Below are 14,985 nucleotides of genomic sequence, written 5' to 3'. Positions count from 1 at the left end.
GGGTTACCACTGCCAGTTGAGGGTGGCGAACAGGCTGCGCCCATCGCCCAGGCTACCGTCGGGGCGGTACCACACCTTGTCACCCAAATTGGCAAGACGCAGCGAGGTATCCACGGCCGGAGTGATTTGCCAGGCGAGATGGGCATCGTGCAGGCCATAGCCGGGCAGGCGTTCATCGTCGCCCGCTTTATCGAAAGACTGGGCAAAGCGCGCTTGCCACCCGAGGCGCACGTCGCTGCTGTAGAGTGCCACCTCGCTACCCAAAGTCGCTTCCAGCGGTGTTTGACTGCCCAGTGGCTCGCCGGAGTCGCGGTCTTTACCGGAGACTTCTGAAAGGCCCACAAAGCTGGTCAGTAACGGGAAGGAGCTGGGCTGCCAGGTCACCCGGGCGTCATAGCCCCATAGCTGGGCACGCTGAACGTTCACCGCTTGGGTAGTGCCTGCCATGATGTCGACCTGGGTATCAATAAAGTCGTCCGCACGGGTATCGAAGTAGCTGGCGCGAACCTGCCAGTCGCCCTGATGCCAGACCACACCGCTTTCCCATGTGCTGCTCGTCTCGGGCGATAGGTTGGGGTTAGGGATCCAGTAGTTATCCGGCGTGCAGAAGGTGGGCCCGGCGCAGAAACCGGCAAAATGGCGCTCGTTGGCGTAAAGCTCGGAAAGGCTAGGGGCACGAAACGCTTCAGCGTATCCCGAGAACAGCATCAAAGCATCGTCGGGCCGCCAGGCGAGGCGAAAACGCGGCGATACCTGGTCGTGAACGCTATCCGCATCGTTTTGGCCACTGGCGTCATAGCGGTCGTAGCGGGCGCCAAGACCCACATCAAACTGCCCGGCGCCGCCATCGGCCAGATAGCGTCCAGCGGTGAGGGTGGTGTCGAGATAGGCTGCCTGGGTATCGATATCGGCGTTAGGGAAGCCGTTGGCGTCGCCGTCCGGCCGTTGGCGGGCCTGCTCTAATTCGGCACCAAATACCAGCGTTTGTGAGAGCCAGCCGTGATCCATGCTGTGGTAGCCGTCGCTCTGAAGCCCGACGCGCTCTAAGGTACGGTTGGCCTGGGGTTCGTCGATATCCTGCTGGCTAAAGCTAATCCGGGAGGTGACCTCGGTGGAGGCACTAGGCTGCCAGCGGTGGCCGAGTTGCACGTTATTACTTTCCACATCGCGGTCGCGCAGCGGGTTGCTGGCATCGCTTGAGAGCTGCTGTGGATTGGCGGGTTGGGTGGCGCGTTCGTCGTAGTACTGCCAGCTTATAAACACTCGCTGCTCATCGTTTGGCTCCCAACCGCCTTTGAGCAGCAGGCTATTCAGGCTGGCGTCCTCTTCCGCCTCGTTGCCCCCGGCGCGGCGAATATCACCGGATTCACTGCGGCCAACTGAAAATAGACCATCCACTTGCCCGTTGTCGGTATCACGGCGACCGAAGGCGGTAATACTGCCCCGCAGCTCATCACTGGCTGTGGCGCCGCCGATAGAGAGTCTTGCGCCGCTATCTTCACCAGGAGCGAGCAAGTCATCGGCATCAACGCTGGTAAAGCTAACCACGCCGCCCATAGCATTGCTGCCATACAGGCTGGATAGCGCGCCACGGGCTATCTGTACCTCTTGAATCAAGCCTGGGTCGAGGAAGAAGTTGCCGATGTGGCCGGTGGAGATATCCTGGCGAACGCCATCTAACCTCACCAGCACGCCTTTGCTGCCAAAACCACGCATACTCAAGGTTTGCCCATTCCTACGGCCTTGCCCAGCGACGTGCAGGCCGGGTTGGCGGCTAAGCACGTCTTCGACCCGGCTGGCGGTAGCTAGCACGGCGTCATCGCGATCAATAATATCGATAATCAGCGGTGCCTGGGAAAGGTCGGTAGGCGCTCGGGTGCCGGTGACAGTCACTGGATCAAGTTCGGCGTCGTCTGCCTGGGCAGCGAGCAGTGGGAGCAGTGTTAAGCAGAGGCCACCAAAGACGTGAGTGTGGTTCATAGCCAGAGAGTTCCAACAGAGATAAGTGGAAGAGGTTGCTGGCTGGGTGCGATGGGCTACCTGGCTGGCTTTGCTTTAGTCATTTTTAAACGAATCAGAGATTTAGAAGTTAAGTGCTTTAGGCGTTGAGGATTAATTTGCCGCTTTTAGTCAGGCGCAACACATAGCGGCGCTGTTCATGGTGAATCACCAGTTGGCCTGAGCTACCGAGCAATTCGCCGCTATCTACTTCGCGGGGCGCTGAGGTCGACGTATGCCTCTGGGACGTATCCCCCTGGCGAGTGCCCTTATCGGCGATCAGCATGAGAGGATAACTCCTGTGTTAATGATAACTATTAGCGTTAATTTAGCAGAGTTGTCGGTATCTCTCAATAGGATTTGGAGAGGATAGGCGGGTTAACCACACGTTCTTCATCTAAATGCAGCCACTACGTCACCGTGTTGTCATTTAGCTTCTTTAGTGTCTCCTAACGTTCAATCGTTGGCCTACAAACGATCAGGGGGAGACCAGAATGAGTAAAGAGATCGAAGATCATCGCCTGTTTAACCACAGTGGCAATCAACCTTTCGCCGAAGTATTGGCGCACCATGTATCCCGGCGCGATGTGATGCGGGGTGGTTTGAGCATGGCGGCTGCCTCGATGCTTAGCTTTGGCGGCGCTGCTCAAGCGCTTGCCTCAAGCGGAGCCCAAAAAACACCCCTGACACTGGCGTTTGAGGCGGTTCAAGGATCACTTACCGATGCTGTGGTGGTACCAGAAGGTTACGTGGCCCAAGTCTTAGTGCCTTGGGGGACGCCGTTAAGCGCTGGCGACAGCTGGCAGCCCGATCAGCCAATGACCGCCGAGCGTCAGGCGGACAGCGTGGGCATGCACCATGACGGCATGGCGGGTTTTGCCCTGGATGCTGACAGCGCCTCACGCCGTTTTGTGTTGGCACTTAACAATGAATATATCGACCAGTCGGCACTCTGGGCACCCCAGGGCGGCCCCACCAATGCGGATGAGGGCCAGCGTCCGGCCGAGGAGTCACGCACCGAAATCAATGCTCACGGTGTCACCCTTGTTGAGGTGGAAAAAGACGCCAGCGGCCAATGGGCGCATGTGCCGGGTTCGCGTTATAACCGTCGTCTTACCAGTGCGACGGTGATGGAACTTTCCGGGCCAGTGGCGGGCAGTGACTACGTCAAAACGCGCTTTTCGCCTGAGGGTACCCAAACCCGTGGTACCAACAATAACTGTGGTAACGGGGTAACGCCCTGGGGCACTTATATAGCCTGTGAAGAGAACTGGCCCGATATCTTTGTGAACCGCGGCGAACGCTTCCAGGACGATGCCCGGATTGGTATTCCCACCGATAAAAGCCGCTATGGTTGGGATACTTCGGCAGGTGATGCCTCAGAACAGAATGACGAATTTGCTCGCTTCGACATTGCCCCGCGCGGCGAACGTGCCGAAGATGATTATCGTAACGAAGCACGCACGTTCGGCTACCAGGTGGAAGTGGATCCCTATAGTGATGCATTGGCGGTTAAGCGTACGGCACTCGGCCGTTTCCGCCATGAAGGGTGTTGGTTAGGCAAGCTGGAAGCCGGTCAGCCAGTGGTTTACTACTCAGGCCACGATGCCCGCAACGAGTACGTATATAAATATGTCTCTGATGCCGCCTGGGATCCCGCCGATGCCAACCGCCCAGGTGAAGAGTACGATCGTCTTGCCATTGGCAACAAATATTTGGATAACGGCACCCTCTATGTGGCCCGTTTCCACGCTGACGGCAGCGGCGAATGGCTGCCGCTAACGCCTAGCACCCAAACGCGCGATGGTCGCACACTGGCGGCGGCGTTGGGGCTAGCCGACGACGATGCGGCAGGTATCATCATCAACACCTGTGATGCAGCAGATTTGTTGGGTGCCACGCCAATGGATCGCCCTGAGTGGGCTTCCGTCGATCCGGCATCCGGTGAGGTGTATCTCACCTTAACCAATAACACGCAGCGTACCGCTGAAGAGACAGCCCCAACTTACACTAATAACGGTGAGCACCTGGAACAAGCAGGTGTTGGTTACGATTTAGCGCCCACCAATGCCGCCAACCCACGCGCCAATAACGAAGCGGGGCATATTATTCGCTGGCGGGAAAGCCGGCTGCCCAATGCCTTTACTTGGGAAGTGTTTGTGTTTGGTGCTGCCGTTGACGATGCTGATAACCTTTCGGGCTTGACCGAAATGAACCAGTTCGCCAGCCCGGATGGCCTTTGGTTTGACGAGCGCGATGATGGGCAGGGCATTCTTTGGATTCAAACCGATAACGGCTATGAAGGCATCACGGAGTACACCAACGACCAGTTGCTTGCAGTAGTCCCCAATGGGCTGGACGAGATCCAGGGAACCGGCCCGGTGGTCAACAGCAGCAACCAGCAGCAGCTTAAGCGCTTTGCGGTGGGGCCGAACGGCTGTGAAGTGACGGGTATCTTTGCCACCCCGGATAAAACCGCGCTGTTCATTAATATTCAGCACCCAGGTAACTGGCCAGCGGATGATAACGCACTGGTACAAGACGCCACCGTTGCTGCAAGCGGCCAAGTCCGCCCGCGGGCATCGACTGTGGTCATTCAGAAGCGTGACGGTGGGCCGGTAGGCGTTTAAAAGCCAGGCTTAAATACGCAGTAGCAAGCCTATACAAGCGTCGAACCTCTCCCAGGTTCGACGCTTTTTTTGATGCTAGCTTTGCGGTACATGGCATGTTTTCTGCCGAGCCTTTAATGCCTGAATCGCATCGACTTTTAATGGCAGTTGGTTGGCCCAGAGAATATCTTCGCGGCAATGGCCAATATCCCTCAGTACTTGGTCGTCGTAACCCAGTAGCGGCAAGATATGGCGTCGAAATAGCCGCCGACGCCGGTAGCGCCACCAGCGCATATCGAGCGCTCTAATCAGCCCCATTGGCGGCATGGCAGGCATGTAAAACTGCAGTTGTGGCGGCTTGGGTGGCGGCGCCAATTGGCTGGCTTGTTCCCAGGCGTTATGGGCATGTTGGCAAGGGTTTTCGAACTTCATCGCGCACCTCCATTTCCACGCCTGCTGTTGGCTAAACGGCGTCTGAGCACCCTTTCGGCAGGTGTGTTTTGTGATTAATAAGTGGAGGGTCGCGACCTCTGGTTATCAGCTTGGTGCTTTACCTTGGATCAATCAAACGAAAAGAACTACACTGTGGATTAAGATTTTCTGAAAGGTAGGTGCGATGAATCAACTCTCTAATATAGCTCCCAGCCGGGCCGCCTTGCCGCTACTGGATAGCGAGGTGTTGCGCACCTTTGTGACGATTGCTGAGAGCGGCAGCTTTACCCGCGCTGCCCAGCAGCTGTTTCGCACCCCTTCCGCCCTGAGCATGCAGATCAAACGCCTGGAAGAGATCCTCGGCCAGACGCTGTTTGTGCGCGAGGCGCGGCATGTCCGCCTGACAGCCGAGGGGGAAGTGCTGCTGGGCTATGGTCGTCGGCTGCTTAAACTCAACGCGGAAGCCGTGACCCAGTTTTTAGCCCCCACCATAGAGGGGCGCGTGGGGTTGGGGATAACCGACGATGTGGTGGGGCGTATCCTGCCCACTGTGTTGGCTCAATTTGCCCGATCGCACCCGGCGGTGCAGGTCGATGTCGAGGTGGGACGCAGCAAAGATCTGCTCGCCAGGCTGGATGAGGGTGAGCTTGATCTGGCGCTGGTGATGGCCGGAGGGCCTGGTCAGGCGGCGCGTGGGGAGATTGTCCACAGTGAACCGCTGGTGTGGGCGGGGCGTGAGGATGGCGTTGCCGTGCAGCGAACGCCACTGCCGGTAACCCTGGCCCAGCAGGGGTGCGCGTGGCGTAGGATTGCGCTCAATGCTCTTGATCATGCAGGGGTGAATTACCGGATCGCCTACTCCTGCGATCACTGTGCCGGTCAGGAAGCCGCTATGCTGGCCGATTTGGCTGTGACGGCATTTCCAAAAAGCTTGGTTCGCCCGCCGCTCAAACGTCTGCACAACGAATCGCTGCCCCCGCTAGGCGATTACCAGGTGGCGCTGGTGAGGCGTCCAGGCAGTGGGGATGCCAGCGAGGTATTGGCCGAACGGGTGATCGAAGCATTTCGAGAGGGATGAGTATTGCTCTATGAAACCAGGATTGTGCAGCGTGAGTCACTGTCATGGGGGGCACAGTGTAATCTGCGCCTTAAGCGCGGATTGTAGGCGCAGGGCTTCGCGTCATCACCGCCAAAACGGTATCCGCGGCCTCTCAAACCACCGTAGGATGGCGTTTTAGCTAAGGAGAAATGCTATGGCACTGCTGTATAAGTCTGACCCGGCGCGTGGCGCCCGGTGGAAAGAACTTTTTGCCCAACACGCGCCTGATATTGAGTTTCGTCAATGGCCCGATATTGGTGACCCTAATGAGGTTCGCTATTTGTTGGCTTGGATGCCCCCAAAAAACATAATGGCGTGCCTGCCCTCCCTTGAAGTGCTGTTTGCCACGTCTGCAGGAGTCGATCAGTTTGATTTTGACGCATTGCCTTCAGATCTGCCGGTCGTGCGGATGCTCGACCCCTCTATTGAGCACGGAATGATTGAGTATGCCGCCTTCGCCACGCTATGGTTGCACCGTCGTATGGGTGACTATGTACGCCAGCAGCGGGAGGGAAAATGGCAGGCGCATATGCTTGTGCCCACCGCAAAACGTCGCATCGGTATACTCGGTTTAGGCCGGTTGGGTCGCGCTATTGCGACTCATCTGGCGGGGTACGGTTTTGACGTGAGCGGTTGGTCGCGCTCGCCACGAGAGTTGGCTGATGTTCACTGTCACATTGGCCAGGAAGCACTGGATGGGTTTCTGGCCTCAAGCGATATTGTGATCTGCGTGCTGCCATTGACCGACGCCACCCGAGGAATTCTCAACGCAGACCTATTTGCGCGTATGCCCGAAGGCGCGGCCTTGATCAACATTGGCCGCGGTGAGCACTTGGTTGAACACGACCTGACGCAAGCCCTTGACGACGGACGTTTGAGTGCGGCGGTATTGGATGTGTTGAGCGAAGAGCCGCCCGCCGATGATCATCCCTTTTGGCAAGACGAGCGTATTTTGCTAACGCCCCATGTAGCTGCGATGACACAACCCGATAGCGCTTTTCCTGTACTGCTGGACAACCTACGTCGCTATCAACGTGGAGAATCAATGATTGGTCGTGTTGACTTCCAGCGTGGCTACTAGTGTCGCTAACACTTAACACTGACTTTTCCCGCTCGCCCTGTGTATTGCACTAAGCAATCTTTTACAGCGTGGCATCGCGCCTCTTCTGAGTGCCAAAGTAGCGGCAAACCGATCAATACCAGCTCAAGGAATATAGTGTGATGACTGACTCCCCTTCGGCGGCTGCTTCAGCTGGCGTTTTCGCCCGCTTTGAACGTGAGGAGTTAACGTGGCGAGCAATGACCGTTAACGATCTTGAGGCGGCGTATAGCCTATCCCTTAAACTCGGCTGGCCCCACCGCGTCGATGATTGGCGCCAGATGTTTGATGTGGGAGAGGGCGTCGTTCTGGAAAGCGTCGACGGTGAGCTGGTGGGCACTGGGCTCTGCTTCAAACAAGGGGCTATAGCCACCCTGGGCTTGGTGGTAATTAGCGACGAGTGGCAGGGCCTCGGGCTGGGGCGGGAGATGATGGTGCGGCTGATGGCGCTGGCAGGCGCCCGGACGCTGCTATTAGTGGCCACGACCGCGGGCCAGCCCCTGTACCAAAAGCTGGGCTTCAATCCGTGCAATCGTATCTGCCAATACCAAGGGGTGGTCACCCTTGCACCGCCTGTACCGCTGCTGCCGGGTTTACGTGCGATGCAGGCAAGCGATCAGGCGGCACTGATCGCGCTCTCACCCGACAGCCCAGCTCATGCGGTGGCCGTTCAATCGGCTAATAGAGGGGTGGTGATTGAAAAGGCAGGCGTGATTGAAGGATTTGCGCTAAAGCGTACCTATGGACGCGGCGAGCATATTGGCCCCATTCTGGCGCGCAGTGCCGAACAGGCGCAGGCGCTGGTGTTGGCGCTGCTGACGGAAGCTGAGGGTGATTTTATACGCATTGATTTAGTCGATCCCGGCGAGGATAGCTGGCTGACAGCTTTAGGGCTCACCTGCGTCGATCAAATCACCCGCATGCGCTATGGAGAGGCCGTCGAGGAGGGGGCGTTAACGCGCTTTGGCTTGCTTACCCAGGCGTTGGGCTAAAGGCGGAGGCCGCTTATCTCGCCGATTATCCTGGCATCACCCAGTTAGTGAAGCGCGATGTGCTGCCCTCGGGCTTTGAAGGTGCCGCCTCGCTAAGCGGCTATTGCGTATAGCGAGGCGTTGCCGTTTTTCGAAGAGCAGTGACAGCCAGCCCCCGTCTTGGATTAGGCAACCTGTCTTTCAAGCTCACTAGGAATCAAGAAACCACGCAGGATTTTCTCCATTCTCTGGCGTGCGTCAGCATGCTCAAGGTCAAGAAAATGTCCTGCGTTGGGTACGACTTCGAACTTGCATTTCGGCATATAGTCGTCGGCAATCAGAATGTCTTCCGGCGTTGTGTACTCATCCAATTTGCCATTCACGAACAGTGTCGGTATCTCAATATTACCCAGTAGCTGTTCATAGTCGGTGTCGTTCATGGAGAGTATTTGTTCGATATGAAAGCAGACCTGCTGAAGCTCTTGATCATCTAACCGTGAGAGATGCCGATAATTGATATGTTTTAATAAGCGGGGTAAGTATTTTCCCACTTCTTCATTAAGCAGGTTAGCTGCGGTTTTGACCTCGCCGGTCTTAATATAATGGCGTGCACCATTGATATAACGCAGCATACTCTCGTTAAGCTGAGTGGAGAATGAAGCTAGCACTGCTCTTCGAATCGATGTGGGGGATTGCGCTAATGCCATCATGGCGGCATAGCCGCCCCAAGAGACTGAAAGTAACGAAGTGGGTTGGTAGCGTTCAATCAGGGCGAGGAGGATATTGACTTCATCCTCCTTGGTAATGATGCCACCCACAGGGTTATGCGCTTTCGACTGGCCAGCAAACGGCAAATCAAACAGGATAACGTTTAATCCGTCACTCAAGTATTTGACACAATTGGTAAAGGAGGCGGTGGTGGCTAGCGCGCCGTTGACCATAATAATACTTTCAGTATTTTGTGGCTGTTGATAGATTTCTACATGCACGCAATGGTTGCCTATCTTAACGAGGTCGGTATTGGCTTTCATGGTATTTTCCTTGCAGTAATTGAGTCAGTTAATGCGAGTTCTATTAATGTGAGCTCTATGCGCGTGCATGCCTGAGTAATTGATTCTGAACCTAATAAGTTTATTAGCTGTCACAAGTGTGCAAGTTTTTTAGTATTTCTTTATTTGTGTCTACCTGATTGTTGAGGGGATAGGCTGCTGTGTATGTAGGATATTGCTGACAGCATTTGTAAGAGATTCGCTATGCGAATGTAAGAAATATCTTATAAGTAATTTTTTAATGCGCAGATGTTAAGTAATGTGTAGTCGGGTGGTGTTTGGATTAATTAGCGTAGTTAAATATGGCTGATGAATGTTACGGGGAATGAAAGATAAGGCCAGCAGAAGGGGAGAGAGTAAACAGGAGAAGAGGTAAGAAGAGGAGACAAGAGAAGCAACCCCCTCACCTAGCCTGAGTGAGGGGGGGATAGCGACTTGATCAGTACGCGACGCAGAAGCGTTGATTGGTATGACGTGGATTCTCCAATTCATCGATCATGGCGACAGCATAATCCTGCACAGAAATACGGCTGTTGCCTTCTCTATCGGTCAGTAGCGTATCGCCGCCAAGCCGGAAGCTACCCGTACGCTCGCCGGGGAAAATCTCGGCGGCGGGGGAGAGAAACGTCCACGCTTGAGCCGTTTGCCCGCGCAGCGTTTCAAGGGCCGTTTGCGCCCCTTCCGCCGTGGCCCGGTACTCTGCTGGAAAACCCGGTGCATCTAACAACAGCTTACCCGGCGCTACCTCGAGCGTCGCCGCGCCACCCACTATCAGTAGCCTAGGCACAGATGCGTGTCGAGTGGCAGCCAAAATCGAATGAAAGCCTTTGAGATAGTAGTCGTAAACGTCCTCCTGAGCGTGGCCGCTAAAGGCGCTGATCACTGCTTCAAAACCGCGTAGCTGCTCCCTAAGTAGATCAGTATTTAACACATCGCTTTTAACGGTAGTGAGATTTTCCTGTAGTGCCACCCGTTCAGGGCGAGTCACTAACGCCGTCACGTGATGGCCGCGGGAGAGCGCTTCGGTTAACAGGGCGGAGCCAATAAATCCGCTGGCGCCAATCAGTGCTATTTTCATCGCAGTACTCCTTCAGTGGGTAGTCGCTGCATTGTCAGACGCTTTATTGATTTGAAAAATAGCGATTAGCGTAATTTACTGTTGTTAGTTTCATAACAATAGGGCGCTATATGACCACCGCCAGCGAGTTCGATTTAAATGCTTTACCGATCTTTATCGCCCTGGTGGAAGCCGGTAGCTTTACCAAGGCGGCAGAGCGGCTAGGCTGTACGAAAACACGGGTAAGCCTGCAAATTCGCCAGTTGGAGACGCGCCTGGGCGTAACGCTATTCCTGCGTACCACGCGACGTGTTCAGCTTACCCAGGCCGGAGAGGCGCTTTACCATCAATGCCACCCGCTATTAACCGATTTGCAGGGAGCGCTTGCCCGTGCCGTTAGCGATACCCAACAGCTGCATGGTGAGCTGCGTATCACTGCTCCTGAAGATTATGCCACCGGTGTGTTGAGCGAAGCGGTGGTGGCGTTTAGCCGTTTGCACCCGGCGCTGCATATAGAGCTACGTAGCGGCGACCAGATAAGCGATATGGTGCAGGAGGGTATCGATTTAGCGTTTCGTTTAGGCTGGTTAAAAGACTCCACGCTGCGTGCTCGTCGGCTAGGCGCTTTTCAGCAGCAGGTGGTGGCTGCGCCTGATTACCTGAAACGCCACGGTACGCCTGCGCATCCCAAGTCGTTGGAAGAGCATGCGTGGATCGCTTTTACACCGTTAAGAGCGCCATTAACCTGGACTTTTCAGCGACGGGATGAGCGGTGTGAGGTGCAAATGAGCGCGGGGTTGGCGGCTAACTCAACGGTGAGTTTAGTCGCGCTGATGGCTGCGGGCGGAGGTCTCTCCGTATTGCCGGATATTACCGCAGCACCTGAGATAGCCGCCGGGCGTCTAGTGCGCGTGCTTGACGAGTGGGCACTGCCTGAAGGCGGCGTTTATGCGGTATATCCGCCAGGGCGGCACGTAACCGCCAAAGCACGCGCATTTATGACCTTTGTTGACGCCTGGTTACAAAGAGAGTCCTAACGGGGTGCTGCACTTAATTCGCTGTCACTTTCATAAGTTAGGTTGGTTTCCCAGCTTTCGCTACTAACGGCTATCGCTGCATGAAGACCGGCGGTATCGCCTGCTTTGAAGGCCGCATAGATAGCTTTATGATCCTTCAAGGCGGTTTCCGGTAGTGAGCGCATGGAGGTTTCCAGTGCGGCTTCGATCAGTTGCAGCAAGGTTTCCCCGACGCGGATGGTCATGGGGTTATGGGTGCTGTGCAGAATGGCCCGATGGAAGGCAATATCGTGCTTGGAGGTTTGAGCACCCGCTCGGATGGCTTCTTCCATGGCGTCGATACTCTGCTGAATACGTTGATGATCATCTGCCGTTGCCCCGCTCATTGCTTGAAGCGTGTAAGCCGGTTCAAACATGCGGCGAAACTCCAGTACATCCCGCGTCATGCCACGCGCCAGGATCATCCCGAACGCCATCGGGTCGACGAGCGGCGTGCCTGGTTCGCGGCGGATCATGGTGCCTTGACCCCGTTTGACCTCAACGATCCCTATCGCTTGCAGCATCTTGATGGCTTCACGCACGCTGGATTTACCAATGCCCAGGGTGTGAGTGAGCTCCGTTTCCGAGGGCAGGTAATCCCCTGGCTTGAGGTCGCCTCGTATAAGAGCGCTTTTAATACGCTCTAGCAGTTGCAACGCAACTGAACTGCGATCCATTGAATCTCCAAAAGAGGTTGTGCGGGTCGAGCTAATCTCGGGCTGGCGTTTAAAACTCATGAGGGCCTCGCGTGGCTCATCGGTGTTTCCTGCATTTTATCAATGCCCTAAGCCTAGCGGCTTAATACAGTCGATTGCATATATTTAAAAGACATATTCTTATCCTTTATTGTTTTATGTGACTGCCTTGCTAATGGTTTGTTCTTTAGTCTAGTCTGAAATCAGACATCTGATGTCTGTTGTTTGTGGCGAAAAGCATAAAAGATGGGAACCTGAATGACTAAAAAGCACATCGTGGTATTGACCACGGGCGGCACGATTGCCAGCAGGCCCAGTGATTCAGGCCGAAGCCAGTCAGGAGGGTTAAGCGGCGAGCAACTGTTGGATCAGGTAGCGCTGCCGCAGGGTGTCGATGTCACGTTAGAGGTGATGTCGATCCTGCAGAAACCCAGTAATGCCGTCACTCTCGCCGATCTTGCTGAACTCCATTGCCAGGGGCGGAGAGCATTGTCGCGAGCCGATGTGGACGGTCTGGTGATCACCCACGGTACCGATACCTTGGAAGAGACCGCTTACTTTTTATCGCTCACGCTGCCAGCGGATAAACCTTGTGTCATCACTGGCTCCCAGCGGGCACCTCACCAGTTAGGTACCGACGCCTTTAAAAATATCTGCGATGCCATCGTGGCGGCGGTCAGCCCCCAACTGAGTCAGCTTGGCTGTGTCGTGCTGTTCAACGAGTCGCTGTTTGCTGCGCGCTATGCCCGCAAGGTGAGCAGTTTCCAGTTGCATGGATTTGACGCCCCCGGCGCTGGTTCGCTGGGGTATATCGACGGGCAACGGCTCAAGCTTTATCACACGGCAACGGCGATAGCGCCCCCTATTGAAAGGTGGGATACCCCGCTGCCGCGTGTCGACCTACTGCCCGCTTATCTGGATGCTTCGCCCACGCTGTTGAAAGCCTGCGTAGAGAGTGGCGCGAAGGGGGTGGTGATCGATGGCTTAGGCCGGGGCCACGTGCCACCTGGCTGGATGAACGAAATACGAGCATTGGTTAGCGCAGGTGTCCCTGTCGCGGTCGTGAGTAGTTGCGCTCAAGGGCCGGTGAACACCAGTTATGAGTTTAGCGGCAGCCTGGCCGATTTAATGTCGGCTGGAGTGATCGCGCTCAACGATATCAGTGCACGTAAGGCAAGGCTTGCACTTGCCTTGCTGCTGAGTAGTACCCCACGCGAAGCGCTGGGGGATGCGATGGAACGCTTGATGGCGTGAGCGGCCTTGTAACCTTGCTCAACCGCAATAACAGGAAACTAAAAAGCAATTCACCATAACTAAATAAGGTGCTGGACATGAAACTAACGCTGACAAAAGCCACCCTTTCTGCGGCTATTGCTGTCGCTTCTCTAAGTGCGGCTCAACTCCATGCGGCCGACTATACCTTCAGCTTCGCCCACGTGTTGATTGAAGAAACGCCGAACGGCCAGGCGGCGCTGCGTTTTAAAGAGGAGGTAGAGGAGAAGTCCGACGGTCGTATCGAAATTAACGTACTGCCGGCCGCTCAGGTGGGTGGCGATGTTGAAATCATTGAGCAGATTCAGATGGGGCTGGTTGATATCGGTATCCCACCAACGGCTACCCTGGGCAACTTTGAGCCGCGCATGCAGATTTTGGATCTGCCGTTTTTGATCGCCGATTACGACACCATGGTGGAAACCCTGGATGGTGATGTGGGCCGCGAAATTCTCGATACCCTGAATGGCCATAACATGTACGGCGTCAACTTCTGGGGAGCGGGTTTCCGCCATATCACCAACAATGATCGCCCGATCGAAACCCCCGAGGATATGGACAGTATCCGCATGCGCACCATGCAGGCGCCGATCATCATCTCCACCTATGAAAACCTGGGCGCTAACGCCACCGCAATGGCCTTCACCGAGGTTTACAACGGCCTGCAGCAGGGCGTGGTGTCGGGGCAGGAAAACCCACTGGCCAACATCTATACCATGCGTTTCCATGAGGTGCAGGATTATCTCTCGCTGACCAATCACGCCTACCACGCCTATGCGGCGGTAATGAACCAGGACTCCTGGGACTCGCTGCCGGAAGATCTGCAAGCGGTCATGCTGGAAGCCTTCGATAATGGCCGAGACACGTCCCGTGCGCTAACGCTGCAGGACGAAGAGACCATCATGGAAGAGATCAAAGACGAAATTGCGATCAATGAGCTCACCCCAGAGCAGCGCGACGCCTTTATTGAAGCCAGCATGCCGGTGCACGAAGAGTATGAAGATATCGTCACCACCGAGTTGCTGCATAAGGTATATGACGCTGTGGGTATCGAGTATTGATCCAACGGCTTGGCTAAGACTTGGCTCCTCTCTTCTTACCCCTTTCAGGGTGTGGATATCTCATGTTCGAAGCGCTCAACAAATGTCTTGATCGCTTGGAAAGTGTGGCGATGGTCGTTTTCATGTCGATTGCGACCATCCTCACTACCATCCAAGTCGTATATCGCTACGGCTTTAGCGGTTCGCTATTTTGGGCTGAAGAAGTCGTTATTTACTCCATTATCTGTATGAGCTTTGTAGGCGCCAGTATGGGGGTGCGCCATGGCACGCATATTTCGGTCGATGTGCTGAATGCCATTGCCTCGCCCGCTGTGAACCGCTGGCTGCACATGATCGCAGCACTGATCGGTATCGTGTTCGCAGGCTTTATGACCTATTACGGCTTTGTTCTCTATTTCAGCACGCTGGATCGCGGGCAGTTAACCGCCGCACTTCGCCTGCCGATGGCATGGTTCTATCTGCCGATTGGCGTTTCCGGTGTACTGCTGATTCTGCGTTATCTATGGGTAATCAATGAAGTCTGGAAAAAGCCTCCGGTGAGTCTCTCCGAAGAGCTTGTGGCTGAGTCGGATAAGCTCGTTTAACTCT

14 protein-coding genes are annotated in these 14,985 nt (G+C 55.4%); 8 read left to right on the top strand and 6 right to left on the bottom strand.

Going from position 1 to position 14,985, the window contains the following annotated elements:
- Window positions 1-3: 3 nt before the first annotated feature.
- Entirely contained in the window at window positions 4-1,980 is a 1,977-nt protein-coding gene (locus tag OM794_RS19830; protein ID WP_226246731.1) for a TonB-dependent receptor domain-containing protein, read from the bottom strand.
- 118 nt (window positions 1,981-2,098) lie between these two features.
- Complete coding sequence (hemP, locus tag OM794_RS19825) at window positions 2,099-2,284, bottom strand: hemin uptake protein HemP (protein ID WP_226246732.1); 186 nt, start codon at window positions 2,282-2,284, stop codon at window positions 2,099-2,101.
- A 208-nt stretch (window positions 2,285-2,492) separates the two neighbouring features.
- On the opposite strand from hemP, the gene OM794_RS19820 reads away from it, so the two are divergent.
- Window positions 2,493-4,628, top strand: coding sequence for a PhoX family protein (locus OM794_RS19820; RefSeq protein WP_226246733.1), 2,136 nt, complete (start codon window positions 2,493-2,495; stop codon window positions 4,626-4,628).
- Window positions 4,629-4,703: 75 nt separating this feature from the next.
- On the opposite strand, the gene OM794_RS19815 is transcribed toward OM794_RS19820, so the two are convergent.
- Window positions 4,704-5,039, bottom strand: a complete 336-nt coding sequence (locus tag OM794_RS19815) for a hypothetical protein (RefSeq protein ID WP_226246734.1) — start codon at window positions 5,037-5,039, stop codon at window positions 4,704-4,706.
- A gap of 184 nt (window positions 5,040-5,223) precedes the next feature.
- Here OM794_RS19815 and OM794_RS19810 point away from each other — a divergent pair, with 184 nt between their 5' ends.
- The 3 genes from OM794_RS19810 to OM794_RS19800 all read left to right on the top strand — a co-directional run bounded on the left by OM794_RS19810 (window position 5,224) and on the right by OM794_RS19800 (window position 8,229).
- Entirely contained in the window at window positions 5,224-6,117 is an 894-nt protein-coding gene (locus tag OM794_RS19810) for a LysR substrate-binding domain-containing protein (protein ID WP_226246735.1), read from the top strand.
- A gap of 175 nt (window positions 6,118-6,292) precedes the next feature.
- Window positions 6,293-7,219 (top strand): 2-hydroxyacid dehydrogenase, encoded by a 927-nt coding sequence (locus tag OM794_RS19805; protein ID WP_226246736.1) that lies wholly within the window; start codon window positions 6,293-6,295, stop codon window positions 7,217-7,219.
- Window positions 7,220-7,359: 140 nt separating this feature from the next.
- Window positions 7,360-8,229, top strand: coding sequence for a GNAT family N-acetyltransferase (locus OM794_RS19800; protein WP_226246737.1), 870 nt, complete (start codon window positions 7,360-7,362; stop codon window positions 8,227-8,229).
- 164 nt (window positions 8,230-8,393) lie between these two features.
- On the opposite strand, the gene OM794_RS19795 is transcribed toward OM794_RS19800, so the two are convergent.
- Window positions 8,394-9,239: an alpha/beta fold hydrolase gene (locus tag OM794_RS19795; RefSeq protein ID WP_226246738.1), complete on the bottom strand. Its 846-nt coding sequence runs from the start codon at window positions 9,237-9,239 to the stop codon at window positions 8,394-8,396.
- A 457-nt stretch (window positions 9,240-9,696) separates the two neighbouring features.
- Window positions 9,697-10,335, bottom strand: coding sequence for an NAD(P)-dependent oxidoreductase (locus OM794_RS19790; RefSeq protein ID WP_226246739.1), 639 nt, complete (start codon window positions 10,333-10,335; stop codon window positions 9,697-9,699).
- 110 nt (window positions 10,336-10,445) lie between these two features.
- Between OM794_RS19790 and OM794_RS19785 the strand changes: the two genes are divergently transcribed.
- Entirely contained in the window at window positions 10,446-11,351 is a 906-nt protein-coding gene (locus OM794_RS19785) for a LysR family transcriptional regulator (protein WP_226246740.1), read from the top strand.
- Here the strand turns inward: OM794_RS19785 and OM794_RS19780 are convergent.
- The gene (locus tag OM794_RS19780; RefSeq protein ID WP_226246741.1) at window positions 11,348-12,046 is read right to left on the bottom strand and encodes a FadR/GntR family transcriptional regulator; all 699 of its coding nucleotides are present in this window, start codon (window positions 12,044-12,046) and stop codon (window positions 11,348-11,350) included. The two genes, OM794_RS19785 and OM794_RS19780, sit on opposite strands and share 4 nt — an antisense overlap.
- A 276-nt stretch (window positions 12,047-12,322) precedes the next feature.
- Here OM794_RS19780 and OM794_RS19775 point away from each other — a divergent pair, with 276 nt between their 5' ends.
- From OM794_RS19775 to OM794_RS19765, 3 genes are all read left to right on the top strand, one after another.
- A complete protein-coding gene (locus OM794_RS19775) occupies window positions 12,323-13,318 on the top strand; it encodes an asparaginase (protein WP_226246742.1) in 996 nt (331 codons plus the stop codon).
- A 77-nt stretch (window positions 13,319-13,395) separates the two neighbouring features.
- Entirely contained in the window at window positions 13,396-14,397 is a 1,002-nt protein-coding gene (locus tag OM794_RS19770; RefSeq protein ID WP_226246743.1) for a TRAP transporter substrate-binding protein, read from the top strand.
- Between the two features lie 62 nt (window positions 14,398-14,459).
- Window positions 14,460-14,981, top strand: coding sequence for a TRAP transporter small permease (locus tag OM794_RS19765; RefSeq protein WP_226246744.1), 522 nt, complete (start codon window positions 14,460-14,462; stop codon window positions 14,979-14,981).
- Window positions 14,982-14,985 lie beyond the last annotated feature (4 nt).

The organism is Halomonas sp. BDJS001 (assembly GCF_026104355.1).
In the GTDB taxonomy this organism is placed as follows: domain Bacteria; phylum Pseudomonadota; class Gammaproteobacteria; order Pseudomonadales; family Halomonadaceae; genus Vreelandella.
Note: the sequence above shows the minus strand (reverse complement) of the source record. Positions and strands in the feature narration are given on the sequence as shown.

Coding starts and splice junctions, on each gene's coding strand:
- OM794_RS19810 (WP_226246735.1), top strand. CDS start 5,224: ATGAATCAACTCTCTAATATAGCTCCCAGCCGGGCCGCCTTGCCGCTA.
- OM794_RS19805 (WP_226246736.1), top strand. CDS start 6,293: ATGGCACTGCTGTATAAGTCTGACCCGGCGCGTGGCGCCCGGTGGAAA.
- OM794_RS19795 (WP_226246738.1), bottom strand. CDS start 9,239: ATGAAAGCCAATACCGACCTCGTTAAGATAGGCAACCATTGCGTGCAT.
- hemP (WP_226246732.1), bottom strand. CDS start 2,284: ATGCTGATCGCCGATAAGGGCACTCGCCAGGGGGATACGTCCCAGAGG.
- OM794_RS19775 (WP_226246742.1), top strand. CDS start 12,323: ATGACTAAAAAGCACATCGTGGTATTGACCACGGGCGGCACGATTGCC.
- OM794_RS19780 (WP_226246741.1), bottom strand. CDS start 12,046: ATGGATCGCAGTTCAGTTGCGTTGCAACTGCTAGAGCGTATTAAAAGC.
- OM794_RS19765 (WP_226246744.1), top strand. CDS start 14,460: ATGTTCGAAGCGCTCAACAAATGTCTTGATCGCTTGGAAAGTGTGGCG.
- OM794_RS19800 (WP_226246737.1), top strand. CDS start 7,360: ATGACTGACTCCCCTTCGGCGGCTGCTTCAGCTGGCGTTTTCGCCCGC.
- OM794_RS19830 (WP_226246731.1), bottom strand. CDS start 1,980: ATGAACCACACTCACGTCTTTGGTGGCCTCTGCTTAACACTGCTCCCA.
- OM794_RS19820 (WP_226246733.1), top strand. CDS start 2,493: ATGAGTAAAGAGATCGAAGATCATCGCCTGTTTAACCACAGTGGCAAT.
- OM794_RS19790 (WP_226246739.1), bottom strand. CDS start 10,335: ATGAAAATAGCACTGATTGGCGCCAGCGGATTTATTGGCTCCGCCCTG.
- OM794_RS19785 (WP_226246740.1), top strand. CDS start 10,446: ATGACCACCGCCAGCGAGTTCGATTTAAATGCTTTACCGATCTTTATC.
- OM794_RS19815 (WP_226246734.1), bottom strand. CDS start 5,039: ATGAAGTTCGAAAACCCTTGCCAACATGCCCATAACGCCTGGGAACAA.
- OM794_RS19770 (WP_226246743.1), top strand. CDS start 13,396: ATGAAACTAACGCTGACAAAAGCCACCCTTTCTGCGGCTATTGCTGTC.